Source organism: Stenotrophomonas maltophilia group sp. RY12688, assembly GCF_052149045.1.
In the GTDB taxonomy this organism is placed as follows: domain Bacteria; phylum Pseudomonadota; class Gammaproteobacteria; order Xanthomonadales; family Xanthomonadaceae; genus Stenotrophomonas; species Stenotrophomonas sepilia.
The window spans coordinates 55,198-71,818 of sequence record NZ_CP197389.1; the positions used below are offsets into that span (position 1 = coordinate 55,198).

The 16,621-nt window shown below is 68.6% G+C and carries 10 protein-coding genes; 6 read left to right on the top strand and 4 right to left on the bottom strand.

The features are described from left to right. Positions 1 to 25 precede the first annotated feature (25 nt). Both ACS0OT_RS00250 and plsB read left to right on the top strand, forming a co-directional pair. Positions 26 to 979 (top strand): hypothetical protein, encoded by a 954-nt coding sequence (locus ACS0OT_RS00250; protein WP_032954728.1) that lies wholly within the window; start codon positions 26 to 28, stop codon positions 977 to 979. Further along, positions 979 to 3,615, top strand: a complete 2,637-nt coding sequence (gene plsB / locus ACS0OT_RS00255) for a glycerol-3-phosphate 1-O-acyltransferase PlsB (RefSeq protein WP_032954727.1) — start codon at positions 979 to 981, stop codon at positions 3,613 to 3,615. The genes ACS0OT_RS00250 and plsB overlap by 1 nt, the downstream gene beginning before the upstream one ends. A 155-nt stretch (positions 3,616 to 3,770) precedes the next feature. Here plsB and ACS0OT_RS00260 read toward each other — a convergent pair whose 3' ends face one another. After that, positions 3,771 to 3,974, bottom strand: a complete 204-nt coding sequence (locus ACS0OT_RS00260) for a YdcH family protein (RefSeq protein ID WP_005421068.1) — start codon at positions 3,972 to 3,974, stop codon at positions 3,771 to 3,773. 91 nt (positions 3,975 to 4,065) lie between these two features. Between ACS0OT_RS00260 and ttcA the strand changes: the two genes are divergently transcribed. From ttcA to ACS0OT_RS00275, 3 genes are read left to right on the top strand one after another with little or no spacing between them, the layout of a single operon-like run. Beyond that, positions 4,066 to 4,986 carry a tRNA 2-thiocytidine(32) synthetase TtcA gene (ttcA, locus tag ACS0OT_RS00265; RefSeq protein ID WP_170944947.1) on the top strand — a complete coding sequence of 307 codons (921 nt, stop codon included), beginning with the start codon at positions 4,066 to 4,068 and terminating at the stop codon, positions 4,984 to 4,986. Positions 4,987 to 5,022: 36 nt separating this feature from the next. Further along, complete coding sequence (locus ACS0OT_RS00270; protein ID WP_005421064.1) at positions 5,023 to 5,928, top strand: recombination-associated protein RdgC; 906 nt, start codon at positions 5,023 to 5,025, stop codon at positions 5,926 to 5,928. Positions 5,929 to 5,987: 59 nt separating this feature from the next. Further along, positions 5,988 to 6,767: a M48 family metallopeptidase gene (locus tag ACS0OT_RS00275; RefSeq protein ID WP_065185525.1), complete on the top strand. Its 780-nt coding sequence runs from the start codon at positions 5,988 to 5,990 to the stop codon at positions 6,765 to 6,767. 293 nt (positions 6,768 to 7,060) lie between these two features. Here the strand turns inward: ACS0OT_RS00275 and ACS0OT_RS00280 are convergent, their stop codons facing one another. Next, positions 7,061 to 7,927 carry a methylglyoxal synthase gene (locus ACS0OT_RS00280; protein ID WP_065178669.1) on the bottom strand — a complete coding sequence of 289 codons (867 nt, stop codon included), beginning with the start codon at positions 7,925 to 7,927 and terminating at the stop codon, positions 7,061 to 7,063. 167 nt (positions 7,928 to 8,094) lie between these two features. On the opposite strand from ACS0OT_RS00280, the gene ACS0OT_RS00285 reads away from it, so the two are divergent. Next, positions 8,095 to 10,503 (top strand): ATP-binding protein, encoded by a 2,409-nt coding sequence (locus ACS0OT_RS00285; RefSeq protein ID WP_065185526.1) that lies wholly within the window; start codon positions 8,095 to 8,097, stop codon positions 10,501 to 10,503. Here the strand turns inward: ACS0OT_RS00285 and ACS0OT_RS00290 are convergent. After that, entirely contained in the window at positions 10,489 to 11,934 is a 1,446-nt protein-coding gene (locus tag ACS0OT_RS00290; protein ID WP_235649674.1) for an FAD-dependent oxidoreductase, read from the bottom strand. The two genes, ACS0OT_RS00285 and ACS0OT_RS00290, sit on opposite strands and share 15 nt — an antisense overlap. 155 nt (positions 11,935 to 12,089) lie before the next feature. Then, positions 12,090 to 16,544, bottom strand: a complete 4,455-nt coding sequence (gltB, locus tag ACS0OT_RS00295) for a glutamate synthase large subunit (protein ID WP_235646186.1) — start codon at positions 16,542 to 16,544, stop codon at positions 12,090 to 12,092. Between the last annotated feature and the right edge of the window lie 77 nt (positions 16,545 to 16,621).

Below are 16,621 nucleotides of genomic sequence, written 5' to 3' on the forward strand. Positions count from 1 at the left end.
GGGCCGGTCCGGGGAGTCCGAGTGCATGAGCGTGGCGGTGCGAGGAAAGTCTGCGCGTGGATGGGGGCTGGCGGCCATGCTGCTGCTGGCCGTGGCGGGGTGTCGCGAGTCTGCCAACGATCCGGCCAGGCCGGCGGCCGAGCCGGTGGCTGCAGTACAGGCGATGGCGTTGCGCCTGGCCGAAGATGATCTGGTCGGCTACGCAAAGCTGTCGGTGCCGCCGGGCCAGTACCAGCGCCTGCAGCAGGCGTGGGTGGAGGGCCACAGCCAGTGGCCGCTGACCGAGCTGCCACTGGGCGACCAGCTGCTGCCGATGCTGGCCGCACTGCGCAAGCCCGGTGCCAGCGCCGAACTGCAGCGCAGCTTCGATCGCCAGCTGGCTGGCCAGGCCGGCGCCGTGCGCCAGGCCGCACAGTCGATGGGCAACTTCGGCGTGCAGTACCTGCGCCACCAGAAGGGCTACACGCCCAGCCAGCAGGCCCACTACATCGCCCTGGTCGAGACCCTGGCGGGGTGGGCGCAGGCTGCCCCGATCAGCGACCGCGCACGTGCCCGCAGCACCATCGCCGCGCTGGTCGGCGCCGCCAGCAAGGTCGGCTTCGATGACGAAGCCGGCCTGCAGGCGGCCGGCATGGAAGGCAGCCTGCAGCAGCTGGCGCCGTTCATCCACACCCTCAAGGCGGTGCTCGGCAGTTACGGGCTGGGCGTGGACGACGCGCTGCGCAGCGTGCGCGGCGAGCTGCTCTCGGTAGAGGGCGACAATGCGCTGGTGCGCCTGCACTACGACCTGGCCGGTCGCGAGATGACCCTGCAGCTGCCACTGAGCCGGCGCGAGGGCCACTGGTACCTGACCCGCACCCTGGCCGATACCGATGCGCTGCTGCGCAAGGCCGATGCGGCCCGCGCGGCTGCGTCGCCAGCACCGGCTGAAGCCCCCGCCGAGGGTGGGGAAGCGGCAACACCGCCGGCTAAGCCATAATGGCGCCGATGTCGAAACAGAACCCGCTGCCGTTCCCCGGCGAAGAATCCCAGTCGACGCCCGCCGATACGGTGCCGGCGTCCCCCTCGACCGGTACCGGCCCGAACCCGGTACCGCCGCCCGCGCACGCGCGTCCGGCTGGCCGCCGCCCGCTGTGGGCGCGGTTGCTGGGCCGCCTGATCGAGCCGTGGCTGTCGCTGAAGATCGAGCCGGAAGACCCGGGCCAGTACAACGATGGCCGCCCGGTCATGTACGTGCTGGAAGACTACGGCCTGTCCAACGCGCTGATCCTGGACAAGGCCTGCCGCCAGGCCGGCCTGCCGTCGCCGCTGGTGCCGCTGGCCGGTGATCCGACCGGCCGCAAGCGCGCCTATCTGGCGCTGTCGCGGCGCAGCTCCAGCAACTCGCTGATTCCCGAGCAGCGCGGCGCCAAGACCCACTCCGATTCGCTGGCCAAGGTCCTGCAGGCGCACCGCGTGCGCGATGACCTGGATGTGCACCTGGTGCCGGTGTCGATCTTCGTCGGCCGCGCGCCGGACAAGCAGAGCGGCTGGTTCGCGGTGTTGTTCTCGGAAAACTGGGCGCTGGTGGGCCGCTTCCGCCGCCTGCTGGGGCTGCTGCTGAACGGGCGCAATACCATCGTGCGCTTCGCCCCGCCGATCTCGCTGCGCAGCACCGTCGACGAAGGCCTGGAGCCGGAGCGCACGGTGCGCAAGCTGCAGCGCGTGCTGCGCACCCATTTCCGCCGCATCCGTGAATCGGTGATCGGCCCGGACCTGTCGACCCGGCGCCTGCTGGTGGACCAGGTGCTGGCCGCCGAGCCGGTCCGCGAAGCGATCGCCGCACAGGCCAAGCGCGACAACTCGAAGCCGGCCGATGCCTGGAAGAAGGCGCACGCCTACGCCTGGGAAATCGCTGCGGACTATTCCAGCCCGGTGGTGCGCTCGGCCAGCTTCATGCTCAGCCACGTGTGGAACCGCATCTATGCGGGCGTGCTGGTGCACCACCTGGACAAGTTCAAGGCCGCCGCGCCGGGCCACGAAGTGGTCTACGTGCCCAGCCACCGCAGCCACATGGACTACCTGCTGCTGTCCTACCTGCTGTACGACCGTGGCATCGTGCCGCCGCACATCGTGGCCGGCATCAACCTGAACCTGCCGGTGGTCGGCACCCTGCTGCGCAAGGGCGGTGCTTTCTTCATCCGCCGTTCGATCCGTGGCAATGCGCTGTACTCTGCGGTGCTCAGTGAGTACGTCGCGCAGCTGGTGGCCGGTGGCTATTCGCTGGAGTACTTCGTCGAAGGCGGCCGCTCGCGTACCGGGCGCCTGCTGCAGCCCAAGGGCGGCATGATCTCGATGACGCTGCGTGCATTCCTGCGCCAGCCGCGCAAGCCGGTCCTGTTCCAGCCCATCTACATCGGCTACGAGAAGCTGATGGAGGGCGGCAGCTACCTGGACGAACTGTCCGGCCGGCCGAAGGAAAAGGAGTCGATCTGGTCGCTGCTGTGGGGCATCCCCAAGGTGCTCAAGCAGAACTACGGCCAGGTGGTGGTGAATTTCGGCGAGCCGATCGCGCTGAACGATGTGCTGGCCGAGAAGGCCCCGGAGTGGAAGGGCGAGGCGGTGCCCGAGGACGAGAAGCCGGCCTGGCTGTCGACCACGGTGGATACGCTGGCCGAACGCATCCAGGTACGCATCAACGGCGCTGCCGACGTCAACCCGATCAACCTGCTGGCGCTGGCCCTGCTGTCCACGCCGAAGCACGCGATGGGCGAGGCCGACCTGATCGCGCAGATCGAGCTGTGCAAGACGCTGCTGGTCGAGATGCCGTACTCGGACCGGGTGACGGTGACCCCGCACTCGCCGGAGCGGATCATCGCCCATGCCGAGGAGATCAACGTCCTCACCCGCATCAAGCACCCGCTCGGCGATGTGCTCAGCGTCAGCGGCGACACCGCGGTGCTGCTGAGCTACTTCCGCAACAACGTGGTGCACCTGTTCACCGCATCGTCGTGGGTGGCCTGCTGCTTCCAGAACAACCGCCGCATGAGCCGTACCGGCCTGGTCCAGCTGGGCCGCACGGTGTACCCGTTCCTGCAGGCCGAGCTGTTCCTGCCGTGGAGCGAGGACGAGTTTGCGCAGCGCATTGACCGCACCATCGACGTGTTCGTGCGCGAAGGCCTGCTGCAGAACGTCAACGATGACGACGGCGGCATCCTGGCGCGCAACACCGGGCAGACCGACGAGGTGTTCCGCCTGCGGGCGATCGGCCATTCGCTGCAGCAGGCGTTCGAGCGCTACTACATCGCCATCTCGGTGCTGGTGAAGAACGGCCCGGGCGTGCTCGGTGCGGCCGAGCTGGAAAGCCTGTGCCAGCAGGCCGCGCAGCGCCTGAGCCTGCTCTATGCGCCGGCCGCTCCCGAGTTCTTCGACAAGGCCCTGTTCCGCGGCTTCATCCAGAAGCTGCGCGAACTGCGCCTGGTGTGGCCGGACGAGAACAGCAAGCTGCTGTTCGACGAACGCCTGGATGCCTGGGCCAAGGACGCCAAGTTCATCCTGGGGCGCGAGCTGCGCCACACCATCGAGCGGGTCAGCCCGGAAGCAGCGCGCCCGGACGAGCCTGCGCCGCAGGATTGAAGGTCGCGCCGGACAATGCGGTGGGTGCGGACCTTGGTCCGCACACTTCCACCCGTGCCAACCAAGGTTGGCACCTACCGGAGAGGGAGGCCAACCAAGGTTGGCACCTACCGGAGAGGGAGGCCAACCAAGGTTGGCACCCACCCGGACCCGGCTCAGGCCGGCTCGTCGGGAATCTGCAGGCTTTCCAGCCTGGCGATGCAGTCCTTCAGCTGCAGCTTGCGCCGCTTCAGGCGCTTGGCTTCCAGTTCGTCCTCGCCGTTGGCCGCCATGCGGGTGATCTGTTCATCCAGCAGGCGGTGCTCGGCGCGCAGGGCGGCGAGGTGCTCGACGATCTCGGCGGGGCTGTAGGTATCCACAGCCTCCGAGCATACACAGCGTTGATGACTGCCGGGAGAGGGGAAACCCGATCCCCGGCCGGGGCGGCTCCGAGCCGTTAGAATGGAACCCATGAGTGCCGTGATTTCCCTTCCCGATCCCCAGCCGCGCGCCGCCCGCGATCCACGCGTGGCCGAGCGCGAGCAGCACAAGCTGGCCAAGCGCCTGCGCCGCCAGGTCGGCGAGGCGATTGCCGACTTCGGCATGATCGAGGCCGGCGACAAGGTCATGGTCTGCCTGTCCGGCGGCAAGGACAGCTACACCCTGCTGGACGTACTGCTGCAGCTGCAGAAGAAGGCGCCGGTGCCGTTCGAGCTGGTGGCGGTGAACCTGGACCAGAAGCAGCCGGGCTTCCCCGAGCACATCCTGCCGGAGTACCTGGCAGGGCTGGGCGTGCCGTACCACATCATCGAGCAGGACACCTATTCGGTGGTCAGCCGGGTCATCCCGGAGGGCAAGACGATGTGTTCGCTGTGCTCGCGCCTGCGTCGTGGCGCGCTGTACAACTACGCCGAGACCCACGGGTTCACCAAGATCGCGCTGGGCCATCACCGCGACGACATGGTGGCCACGTTCTTCATGAACCTGTTCCACCACGCCAAGCTGGCGGGCATGCCGCCGAAGCTGCGCAGCGACGACGGCAGGCACGTGGTGATCCGGCCGCTGGCCTACGTGCGCGAGAGCGACATCGTCGACTACGCGCAGGCACGCCAGTTCCCGATCATTCCCTGCAACCTGTGCGGCAGCCAGGAGAACCTGCAGCGCCGCCAGGTCGGCCTGATGCTCAAGCAGTGGGAAAAGGACCATCCGGGCCGCATCGAGCAGATCGCGCGCGCCATGGGTGAAGTCCGGCCCTCGCAGCTGGCCGACACCACCCTGTTCGACTTCATGGCGCTGGGCCGTCGCGACGACACGCCGCTGCCCGACGCCCATGCCTGGCTGGCCGGCTCCCCGGCCGATGCCGACGCAGATCCCGAGACGCCCACCGTTTAAGGTCGGTCGCCCTTCCTCTTCGCCATCCGGAATTCCATGTTCTTTCGCAACCTGACGTTCTTCCGTTTCCCGACCACCACCGATTTTTCCGAAGTCGATACCCTGCTGCCGCACGCCGTGCTCAAGCCTGTTGGCGCGCTGGAAATGAATTCGCGCGGCTTCATTTCGCCGTTCGGCCGCGAGGAGAAGGAACTGCTGTCCCACCGCATCGCCGAACACCTGTGGCTGACCGTGGGCGGCGAGGACAAGATCCTGCCGGCGGCGGTGGTCAACGACCTGCTCGAGCGCAAGCTGGAAGAGATCGAGGAGAAGGAAGGGCGGCGCCCGGGTGGCCGCGAGCGCAAGCGCATGAAGGACGACCTGCTGCATGAACTGCTGCCGCGCGCCTTCGTGAAGTCCTCGCGCAACGACGCCTTCATCGACCTGCAGCACGGCTACGTGGCGGTGGATACCTCCAGCCGCAAGACCGGCGAATACTTCATGTCCGACATCCGCGGGTTGCTCGGCAGCTTCCCGGCGATGCCGCTGAACGCCGAAGTCGCGCCGCGCTCGATCCTGACCGGCTGGATCGCCGGAGAGCCGCTGCCGACCGGGCTGAGCCTGGGCGAAGAGTGCGAGATGAAGGATCCGGTCGAAGGCGGCGCGGTGGTCAAGTGCCAGCACCAGGAACTGCGCTGCGACGAGATTGACAAGCACCTGGACGCCGGCAAGCAGGTGACCAAGCTGGCGCTGATCTTCGAGGACAACCTGTCCTTCGTGATCGGCGACGACCTGATCGTGCGCAAGCTGAAGTTCCTCGACGGCGCCCTGGACCAGCTGGAGCATGCCGACGAAGACGGCCGCCGTGCCGAGTTCGATGCCCGCTTCGCCCTGCAGAGCGCCGAGATCCGCCGCCTGTTCCTGTTGCTGGAAGAAGCGTTCAAGCTCAGCAAGGCTGACTGAACAGGCAGCTCGACGGTCGCCGGTCATCCGGCGGCCCGAAGCAGCGCTATGCTGGGCGCATGAGCCGTCTGCTGCGCCGCCTGATCACGCCGCCCCCGCCCGCCACCGTACAGCGCGACACCGTTCGCCTGCGCCTGGAGGATGCCGAGATCGAGGTGCTGCGCGTGCGCGATCCGCGCGCGCGCCGCATCAAGCTGAGCGTGGACGAGCGTGGCGCGCGGTTGACGTTGCCACCGCGCGCAAGCCTGGTAATGGGCGAGCGCTTCCTGGAACAGCACCGCGACTGGCTGGCGCTGCAGCTGCGGCAGTACCAGGGGCAGGGCCTGCCGGCATCGCTGCAGCCCGGCGAAGACGGCGTGCTGCCATTGCGCGGTGAACTGTTGCCGCTGCGCTGGCAGGAAGGCCGCTACGCGCGGCTGGAGATCGACGGGCACGGTGCCTGCGTGCAGTGGCCGACCCGTGGTGGTGACGCCACCCTGCGCCGCCTGCTGCGCGAGTTCTATGAAGCGCAGACCCGCGCCGACGTCGGCCGCTGGCTGCCGAAGTACCTGCCCACCCTGCCGCGCGCTCCCAGCCGCCTGCGCCTGAAGGTGATGTCCTCGCAGTGGGGCTCGCTGGCCCCCGATGGCAGCATGGCCCTGGACCTGGCCCTGGTGCTGGGTCGTCCGGAAGCGTTCGAGTACGTGCTGGTGCACGAACTCTGCCACCTGATCCAGCCGAATCATTCGGCCGCGTTCTGGCATGAAGTCGAACAACGTTTCCCTGCCTGGCGCGAACAGCGCGACTACTTCCAGCTGGAAGGTCGGCGCCTGAAAGCCATGCTACGCCAGCTGCTGTAGAGCCGAGCCCACACTCGGCTGCCGTTGAATGCAGCCGAGCATGGGCTCGGCTCTACACAAGCGCGCGCAGCGCGCGACCCGCTCCTGCTCTTCTTTCTTCCGTGGTGGGCACACCGGAATCTGTCCGTGGCCGGGCGTGGTGGGTTGCGCAGGGGCGTGAGCCGCATGGATGCGGCGACCGAGCTTACAGGGACGTACTTGCAGCGACCCCTGCGCAATCCACCCCGCCTGGCCGAGCACGGCTTCTGGTTTGAACGACCGACCACGAGGGGCGCAGCCGTTGGCCGAAACCCTCACCCCGCCCGCAATGCCGCCGCGGCCGCCCAGCGTGCCGCCACCCGCGGCGCGGTGAGGCACACCGCCTGGTCGGTCACCGTCGTCACCGCGCGCTCCAGCAGCTGGATATCGGCCTCGTGCTGGCGTGCCACATGCGGGTCCTCGAAGAAGATCGCGCGCTGGCAGCGCCCCTCCAGCACACGGTCGGCAATCTGCGCATCGCCGCCCATCGGGCCACTCTGGTAGCGCGTCACCCACGGCGTATCGCTGGGCCAGCCGCGGCTCCAGGCCAGCTCGTTCAAGCGCTGGCCGGTGGTGCCGGTCGCCACGCGCTCGCCGAACCGTGCCAGCACATCGAAGTGCTCGTCAGCGAAGGCCAGCATCGCCGGCTTCATCGCGTCGTGCGCGATCAGCGCCAGCGTCTGGTGCTGGAAGGCATGCAGATCGTCGGCACCGGCATCAGCAGCCAGCCCGGCGTGGATGCGCTCCACCTCGATCCAGTCACGCGCAGTGGCCACGGTTGAAATGAACGGCTTGCCGTGGATCACGCACTGCCGCTTGAGCGCGGTTGCCTCCGGAAACACCGAGGAAGGATCGACCGGGTCGATCAGGTAGATCGCACCGTCCAGGGTGCGATCCGGCCCCATGCCAACCACTTCGGCCACCAGTTTCATCAGGCCACCCTCGCGCCCGTAGGGGTAGCGGTGCAGGCCGCCGTAGCCGGCCAGGAAGCCCTGCCGTTCGATCGCATCGTGGGTGCGCCCGACCGCGTGCAGCGATACGCCCAGTTCACGCAGCCCGGCCTCGCTGGCACGCAGCCAGCGGAACAGCGCGGCGCGCGCATCGTGGTGATGGAGACGGTTGGCGGCCAGGCCGATACGCATCGAGCGCTCCGTAGGGACGGGTAGAAGCGGCAGTGTATGTCGGCATTCGCCGATAGGGATGTTTTTCCAATTTTTCTCATTGTCGCGGAAGCGCGCCTCGCTAGCGTGGCTGGCAGCGGTACCGCTGCGCGGCCGTGGTTCCTGCCCGCGAAATGAGGATGTCTACCGTGAATGTCGCCGGCCGCCGCGCCGTCGCCGCTGTCATGGCATCGCTGTTGCTGCCCGGCATCGCTGCTGCGTCCGGCTGTGCGAGTCCACTGCAGGTGGCATGGCGTTCCGATCGGCCGCCGCTGTCATACAACGCGCAGGGCGACCTTGCGGGGTTGGCTGCGGATTACCTGCCGCTGCTGGGCCCGCAGGCGGTGCAGCATGCGCGGCCGTTGCCCGCAGCGGTGCTCACCGATGACCCGCTGCCGGCTGGCACCCAGGTGCTGCTGGGCTGGCCGCGCGCACAGCTGCCGACCGGCTGGGTGGCCAGCAGCCCCTACCTGGAAGTGCCACAGGTGATCGTGCGGCGCGAGGGTGCAGCGCCAGTGCTGGGGTTGGAGGGACTGCGTGGCCGCAGCGTGGCCAGCCCGGACCGGCTGCCGCTGGACGCATTGCTGGCCGAACAGGCCCCGGGTGCGCAGCTGCTGGCACCGGCGCCGCTGGACCACGCGCTGTCACTGCTGCGCGCCGGGCTGGTCGATGCCGTGGTGGCCAATCTCGCCGAAGTCGAAGCCGCGCTTCGCGCCGTGCCGGGTGACCCTCTGGTGATCGCAGCACCCGCTGGCTTCGGCGATGCACTGGTGCTGGCCGCTGTACCGGCCTGTGCCGCGGTGGTCGCTGCCTTCGACCGGGAGCTGCAGCGGGAGGGCGATGCGCGTCGGGCATCGGTTCGCAGTGCCTGGCTGCCGGAACTGCCACGTGCGCGTCCCGCCGGTTCGGCACTGCGCTGGCTGGTGCCGGTGTCGCTGATCCTGCTCGCGCTCATACTGCTGCATGCCTTCGGCTACTGGCGCGTGCATCGCGAGAGCGTGCGTCGCCGGGTGCTGGAGCAGCGCTTGCATGAAGTCACCGCGAACCTGCCGGCGGTGGTCTACCAGGCGCGCCGTTCGGCAACCGGCCACTACAGCCTGGCGCAGATCGCCGGCGACGTGCAGGCGCTGTTCGGCGTAGCCGTGGAGACTGAGCGGATCGACCATCTGCAGCTGCTGGCGGCCGTGCATGCCGGTGACCGCAGCCGGGTGATGGCGAGCATCGAAGCGGCCGCGCTCGTGCGCGGTCCGATCGACGTCACCTTCCGCACCCGGTCGGCACAGGGCTGGCGCTGGGTCCGATCACAGGGACGACCGTTGCCGTGCGATGACAGCAGCGTGGAGTGGAGCGGCTACTGGATGGACGTCAGCGAAGCCCAGGCGCGTGCAACGGCGTTGGCCGAGGCGCGCCGCGCGGCCGAGCAGGCGGCACTGGCCAAGGGCCATTTCCTGGCGACCATGAGCCACGAGATCCGCACGCCGATGAGCACCCTGCTGGGCATGCTGGAGCGGCTGGCTGGCACGGACCTGGATGCGGGCCAGCGGCAGGTGCTGACCACCGTCGGTGACGCTGCGCAGATGCTGCGGCAGATCCTCGACGATGTGCTGCACAGCCAGCGCCTGCAACCGGCGCCCCTGCAGCTGCGTCCGACCGATCTGGCGGCGCTGGTGGGCGCGGTGCAGCAGCTGTTGATGCCCGTCGCGGCCAGCCGCGGGCTGCACCTGTGCAGCGAGATCGACCCGACGTTGCAGCCCTGGTCGCTGGCTGACGGGCTGCGCCTGCGGCAGGTCCTGTTCAACCTGGCCGGCAATGCGCTCAAGTTCACCCTGCAGGGAAGCGTGGTGTTGCAGGTCCGCGTGCTGCAGCAGCGCGACGGCGGCCAGCGACTGCGCCTGCAGGTGACCGATACGGGCGTGGGCATCAGCGTGGAGCGGCAACAGGCGGTGTTTGCCGCCTACGAGCAGGCCGAGGCGTCGACCACGCGCCGTTTCGGCGGCAGTGGCCTGGGGCTGTCGATCTGCCGCGAGCTGGCGACGTCGATGGGCGGGCGTCTGCACCTGCGCAGCGTGCCCGGCAAGGGCACCACCGTGTGGCTGGAGCTGGACCTGGCGGCCTGTGCGGCCCCCGCTGCGTGCCCGGCGACGGCACGGCCCGCGCAACGACCGTTGCCGCCGGCGCGGGTGCTGGTGGCCGAGGATCATCCGACCAACCTGCAGTTGCTGGCACAACGTCTGTGCGAGCTGGGACTGCAGGTGCACGCCTGCAGCGACGGCCTGCAGGCATGGGAGGCCTGGCAGGCGCAACCGTTCGACCTGGTCATCACCGACTGCCACATGCCGCACATGGATGGCTTCGCGCTGGCCCGGGCGATCCGGAGCGACGCCTGCGCCACCCGTGCGCGGGTCCCGATCATTGCGCTGACTGCCAGCGTGCTGGAGCGCACCCGTGAGGCCTGCCGTGATGCGGGCATCGACCATTTCCTGGCCAAGCCGCTGGAGGTGCACGAACTGCGCGCGCTGTTGGAAGTGCTGCTGTTGCCGGACTCAGTGTGCCAGTAGGCGGACGATGCTGGCAGCGGCGTCGCGGCCTTCGGCCACCGCGGTTACCACGAGATCGGCACCACGCACCGCGTCGCCACCGGCGAACAGGCGTGGATGCGCGGTCTGGAACGGCAGGCGGTCCTTGCCACCGGCGAGGATGCGGCCATTGGGCTGGCCTTCCACCCCCAGTTCCGCCAGCCACGCCGGCACGCTCGGCGAGAAGCCGAAGGCGATGATCACCACGTCTGCTTCCAGCAGCGACTCACTGCCTTCGATCGGCACCGCGTTCTGGCGGCCATTGGCATCGGGCTCGCCCAGCCGGGTCTCGACCACGGTCACGCCGATCACCTCGTCGTCGGCGCCGGCTTCGATCGACAGCGGCTGCCGGTTGAACAGGAAGCGCACCCCTTCCTCGCGTGCATTGGCGACTTCGCGCGCGCTGCCGGGCATGTTGGCTTCGTCGCGGCGATAGGCGCAGGTGACCTTGGCCGCGCCCAGCCGCACCGCACTGCGCACGCAGTCCATGCCGGTATCGCCACCGCCCAGAACCACCACGCGCTTGCCGTTGAGGTCGGGCAGGGCGATGGTGTCTTCCCAGCCGGCGATCGGCCGGCCCTTCGGATCATCGCCGCCGACGATGCGGCTGTTCTGCACCAGGAACGGCAGCGCCGGCAGCACGCCCTTCAGGTCCTGGCCGACCAGGCCACCATCGGTATAGCGGTAGGCGCCGGTGCCGATGAACACCGCATCGTGGCTGTCCAGCAACTGCTGCACGCTGACATCACGGCCGATCTCCACGCCGAGGCGGAACTGCACGCCCATGCCTTCCAGTACTTCACGGCGGCGATGGATCACGTCCTTGTCCAGCTTGAAGCTGGGAATGCCGAACTGCAGCAGGCCACCGATCTGCTCGTAGCGGTCGTAGACCACGGCGGCAATGCCGGCGCGTGCCAGGCGGTCGGCACAGGCCAGCCCGGCCGGGCCGGCACCAATCACCGCCACACTGTGGCCGGTCGGCTGCACCGCGCCCAGGTCCGGGCGCCAGCCACTGGCCAGTGCGGTATCGACGATGTACTTCTCCACCGCGCCGATGGTGACCGCGCCGAATTCCTCCAGCGTGCAGCTGCCTTCGCACAGCCGATCCTGCGGGCAGACCCGGCCGCACACTTCCGGCAGCGGATTGGTGCTGTGGCACAGCGTGGCGGCCTCGTGGATGCGGTTCTCCTGTACCAGCTGCAGCCACTGCGGAATGGCGTTGTGCACCGGGCACTTCCAGCTGCAGTACGGGTTGCCGCAGTCCAGGCAGCGGCCCGCCTGGTACTGGGCGTCTTCCTTGCCGAACTTGCCGTACAGCTCGCCCCAGTCGCCGGACGTGCGCAGTTCCACCGGGATGCGCTGCGGCATGGTGCGGGGCAGGTCGAGGAACTGGAAGGCGTGCTTGCGGCTCATGGCGGACTCTGTGGTGTTTTCCGGATGCCGGCCAGCGGCCGGCACTACGTGATCCTGGGATGCCGGCCAGCGGCCGGCACTACGTGATCCTGGAATGCCGGCCAGCGGTCGGCACTACGTGATCCTGGGTTGCCGGCCAGCGGCCGGCACTACCGTTATGCGGCGCGTCGCAGGGTTTCGGTCAGCGACTCGATGCTGGCGGCCTTGGGTTTGACCAGCCAGAACTTGCCGATGTAGTCGCGGAACTCGTCCAGGATCTGCTGTGCCCAGATGCTGCCGGTCAGCTCGCGGTGGCGGCCGATCAGGCGGTGCAGGTGCTGGCGGTAGTTCTCGAAGCCTTCGGCGGAGACGCGATGGATGTCGATCAGCTCGTGGTTGTAGCGGTCGACGAAATCGCGGTCCACGTCCAGCACGTAAGCCAGGCCACCGGTGAAGCCGGCGCCGAAGTTCAGCCCGACCTTGCCCAGCACCAGCACCACGCCATCGGTCATGTACTCGCAGCAGTGGTCACCGGCACCTTCCACCACTGCCAGCGCGCCCGAATTGCGCACCGCGAAACGCTCGCCGGCGCGGCCCGCGGCGAACAGCTCGCCACCGGTAGCGCCATACAGGCAGGTATTGCCGATGATGGCGGTGCTGCGTGCCTCGAAGCGGGCGCCACGCGGCGGACGCACCACCAGCCGGCCGCCGGCCATGCCCTTGCCGACGTAGTCGTTGGCCTCGCCTTCCACTTCCAGGTGCAGGCCGCCGACGTTGAAGGCGCCGAAGCTCTGCCCGGCACTGCCGCGGAAGCGCAGTTCCAGCGGTGCTTCGGCCATGCCCTGGTTGCCGTGCGCGCGCGCCACCGCGCCGGCCAGGCGGGTGCCGATGCTGCGGTCCGTGTTGTGGATCAGGAAGCGATGCTCGCCACCGCGCTTGTGCTCGATGGCCGGGGCCAGCAGGCCATCCATCTGCGTGGCCAGGCTGTCCGGCGATTCGTACAGGCGCTGCGCGGCGCAGTGGCTGCCTTCGTAGCGGCTGTCGGCCAGCAGCCGCGACAGGTCCACGCGCACGCCGTCGCGCGGCGCGGCGTCGATCTGGCGCAGCAGGTCGGTACGGCCCACGATTTCTTCCAGCGAACGCGCGCCCAGGTACGACAGCCAGCCACGCACTTCCTCGGCCAGCAGGCGGAAGAAGTTCTCCACGCGCTCGGGCTGGCCGGTGAAGTGGTTCTCGCGCAGGCGCTCGTCCTGGGTGGCCACGCCGGTGGCGCAGTTGTTGAGGTGGCAGATGCGCAGGTATTTGCAGCCCAGCACGATCATCGGCGCGGTGCCGAAACCGAAGCTGTCCGCACCCAGCAATGCGGCCTTGACCACGTCCAAGCCGGTCTTCAGGCCGCCATCGGTCTGCAGCAGGGTGCGCCCGCGCAGGTCGTTGGCCAGCAGCGCCTGGTGCGCTTCGGCCACGCCCAGTTCCCACGGCACACCTGCGTAGCGGATCGAGCTGACCGGCGAGGCACCGGTGCCGCCGTCATGGCCGGAGATGGTGATCAGGTCCGCACCGGCCTTGACCACGCCTGCGGCAATCGTGCCGACGCCGGCATGGCTGACCAGCTTCACCGACACCAGCGCGGTCGGGTTGACCTGCTTGAGGTCGTAGATCAGCTGCGCGAGGTCCTCGATCGAATAGATGTCGTGGTGCGGCGGCGGCGAAATCAGGCCGATGCCCGGGCGCGCATAGCGCAGGCGTGCGATCAGCTCGTTGACCTTGTGCCCCGGCAGCTGGCCGCCCTCGCCGGGCTTGGCGCCCTGCGCGACCTTGATCTGCAGCACTTCGGCATTGACCAGGTATTCGGCGGTGACGCCGAAGCGGCCCGAGGCCACCTGCTTGATCTTGCTGCGCTTGGCGGTGCCATAGCGTGCGGGATCTTCTCCGCCTTCGCCGGAATTGCTGCGGCCACCTAGGCGGTTCATCGCAATCGCCAGCGCCTCGTGCGCTTCCGGCGACAGCGCACCCAGGCTGATCGCTGCGGTATCGAAGCGCGGGAACAGTTCGCTGGCCGGAGCCACTTCATCGAGCGGCGCGGGCGTGGCGGCCGGCACCAGATCCAGCAGGTCGCGCAGCGCCGACGGCGGACGCGCATGCACCGCATCGCAGTACTGCTGCCAGGCACGCGGATCGCCGCTGCGCGCCGCGCGCTGCAGGGTGGTGACCACGTCCGGGTTGTACATGTGGTACTCGCCGCCGTGCACGTACTTCAGCAGGCCGCCGACATCCACGTCCTGCTGCGCGTCCCACGCCTGCGAGCACAGCTCGCGCGCGTCGGCATCCAGGCGCGCGAAACCGGCGCCGCCGATGCGCGAGGCGGTGTCCGGGAAGCACATGTCCACAACCTCGCGTTCCAGGCCGATGATCTCGAACAGCTGCGCGCCGCGATAGCTGGCCACCGTACAGATGCCCATCTTCGAGATGATCTTCGACAGGCCCTTGTAGATGCCCTTGCGGTAGCGGCGGCCGATCTGCGACTGCTCGCCGCCCTTGCTGAGCTTGAGGATGCCGCGTCGGCCCAGGTCGAACAGGGTCTGGTAGGCCAGGTACGGATATACCGCGGTGGCACCGAAGCCGAGCAGGCAGGCCATGTGGTGCGGGTCGCGCGCGGTGCCGGTTTCGACGATCAGATTGACGTCGCAGCGCAGCCCCAGCCGCGAGAGGTGGTGGTGGATGGCGCTGGTGGCGAGCAGGGCATGCACCATCGGCCGACCGGCCACCGGGTAGCGGTCGGACAGCAGCAGCATCACCATGCCCTCGCGCGCGGCCTGCTCGGCCTCGGCACAGATGCGCTCGATGCCGGCACGCAGGCCCTCGTCTTCGCTGTAGGACAGATCAAGCAGGCGGTTGGCCTGCACGTACTGGTCCATCTTCAGCAGCTGGCGCAGCTTGCGCTGGCTCAGCACCGGCGAGTTGAGGATGACGTGGTTCACCGTCTCCGGGCCGGCATGGAAGATGTTGGTCTCCTTGCCGAGCTGGGTGGACAGGGACATCGCGCAGTCTTCGCGCAGCGGATCGATCGGCGGGTTGGTGACCTGCGCAAAGGCCTGGCGGAAATAGTCGTACAGCGGACGGCTGCGCTGGCTCAGCACCGCCATCGGTGTGTCGTCGCCCATCGAGCCGGTGGCTTCCTGCTCGGTCTCGGCCAGTGGCCGCAGCACCTGTTCCACTTCCTCGCTGCTGAGCTGGTAGAGCTTGTGATAGCTGCGCAGGGTGGCTTCGTCGAACGGCTCTTCCACCAGCGACGGGTCGATCAGTTCGGTCTGCAGGTAGGTCACGCCCTGCTGCAGCCACTGCTTGTACGGCGCGCGACCGCGGTTGATGCGGTCCACCGCGTCCGAATCGAGCAGGTCGCCGCGCTTGAGGTCGATGGCCACCATTTCGCCGGGGCCGAGCTTGCCCTTGCGCACCACGCGCTCGGTCGGCACTTCCCACACGCCGGCTTCGGAGGCGACCAGGAAGTGGCGGTCGGCGGTGAGCATCCAGCGCGCCGGGCGCAGGCCGTTGCGGTCCAGCGTGCACACCGCGTAGCGGCTGTCGCAGGCGACGATGCCGGCCGGGCCGTCCCACGGCTCGCTGTTGAGGCCGTGGAATTCGTAGAAGGCTGCCAGGTCGGGGTCCTTGAACTCCAGCGACTGGGTGGCCGGCGGCACCAGGATGCGCAGCGCCTGGATCAGCTCCATGCCACCGGCAACCATCAGCTCCAGCATGTTGTCCAGGCTCTGCGAATCCGAACCGTGCATGGAGATCACCGGATCGAATTCGGCGATGTCGAAGCGTGGCGTCTTCCACACCTTGCTGCGCGCCTGCGCCCAGCGACGGTTGCCTTCGATGGTGTTGATCTCGCCGTTGTGGGCGAGCATCCGGAACGGGTGCGCCAGCGGCCAGCGCGGCAGCGTGTTGGTGGAGAAGCGCTGGTGGAACACGATCGCGCTGGAGGCCAGTTCGCGGCGTTGCAGGTCGGGGAAGAAGCGGCTGAGCTTGTCCGGCAGCACCATGCCCTTGTAGCTGATCGCATCCGGGGTGAGGGTGGTGACGTAGAAGTCGGCATGGTCGCGCAGCTGCTGTTCGCTGCGGCGACGGGCCAGGAACAGCGCCAGCGCGAAGCCGGCATCATCCTGGCCGACGCCGGCATCGACGAACACCTGCTCGATGCGTGGCAGGGTGTCGCGCGCCAGCTGGCCGCAGACGCTGTCGTCGGTGGGTACCTCGCGCCAGCCGGCGACCTTGCAGCCGACCGCTTCGACCTGCGCCTGCAGCTGCGTGCGGCAGGCGTGTGCAGCCTCGGCATCGTGCGGCAGGAACACCAGGCCGGCAGCGAAGCGTGCGGCGACGGCGATGCCGGCTTCACTGGCCAGCAGTTTCAGGAACGCATCGGGGCGGCGCAGCAGCAGGCCGCAGCCATCGCCGGTCAGGCCATCAGCGGCGACGCCGCCACGGTGGGTCATGCGCGAAAGCGCGGCGATGGCGGTATCAACCAACAGGCGCGAAGGTTGATCGTCGAGCTGGGCGACCATGCCAAATCCACAGGCATCGCGCTCGGAGCGCGGGTCGTAAAGCCCTTGGCGGTTGCGGGGGGCCATCTCTACCTCGATGCGTATAGGGTTGGCGGCGACACTCGTCCCCGCTCATTCCCTGGAGCGCATCGTGAGGCCACCGG

Coding starts and splice junctions, on each gene's coding strand:
- ttcA (WP_170944947.1), top strand. CDS start 4,066: ATGAGTGCCGTGATTTCCCTTCCCGATCCCCAGCCGCGCGCCGCCCGC.
- plsB (WP_032954727.1), top strand. CDS start 979: ATGGCGCCGATGTCGAAACAGAACCCGCTGCCGTTCCCCGGCGAAGAA.
- ACS0OT_RS00250 (WP_032954728.1), top strand. CDS start 26: ATGAGCGTGGCGGTGCGAGGAAAGTCTGCGCGTGGATGGGGGCTGGCG.
- ACS0OT_RS00275 (WP_065185525.1), top strand. CDS start 5,988: ATGAGCCGTCTGCTGCGCCGCCTGATCACGCCGCCCCCGCCCGCCACC.
- ACS0OT_RS00270 (WP_005421064.1), top strand. CDS start 5,023: ATGTTCTTTCGCAACCTGACGTTCTTCCGTTTCCCGACCACCACCGAT.
- gltB (WP_235646186.1), bottom strand. CDS start 16,544: ATGGCCCCCCGCAACCGCCAAGGGCTTTACGACCCGCGCTCCGAGCGC.
- ACS0OT_RS00290 (WP_235649674.1), bottom strand. CDS start 11,934: ATGAGCCGCAAGCACGCCTTCCAGTTCCTCGACCTGCCCCGCACCATG.
- ACS0OT_RS00280 (WP_065178669.1), bottom strand. CDS start 7,927: ATGCGTATCGGCCTGGCCGCCAACCGTCTCCATCACCACGATGCGCGC.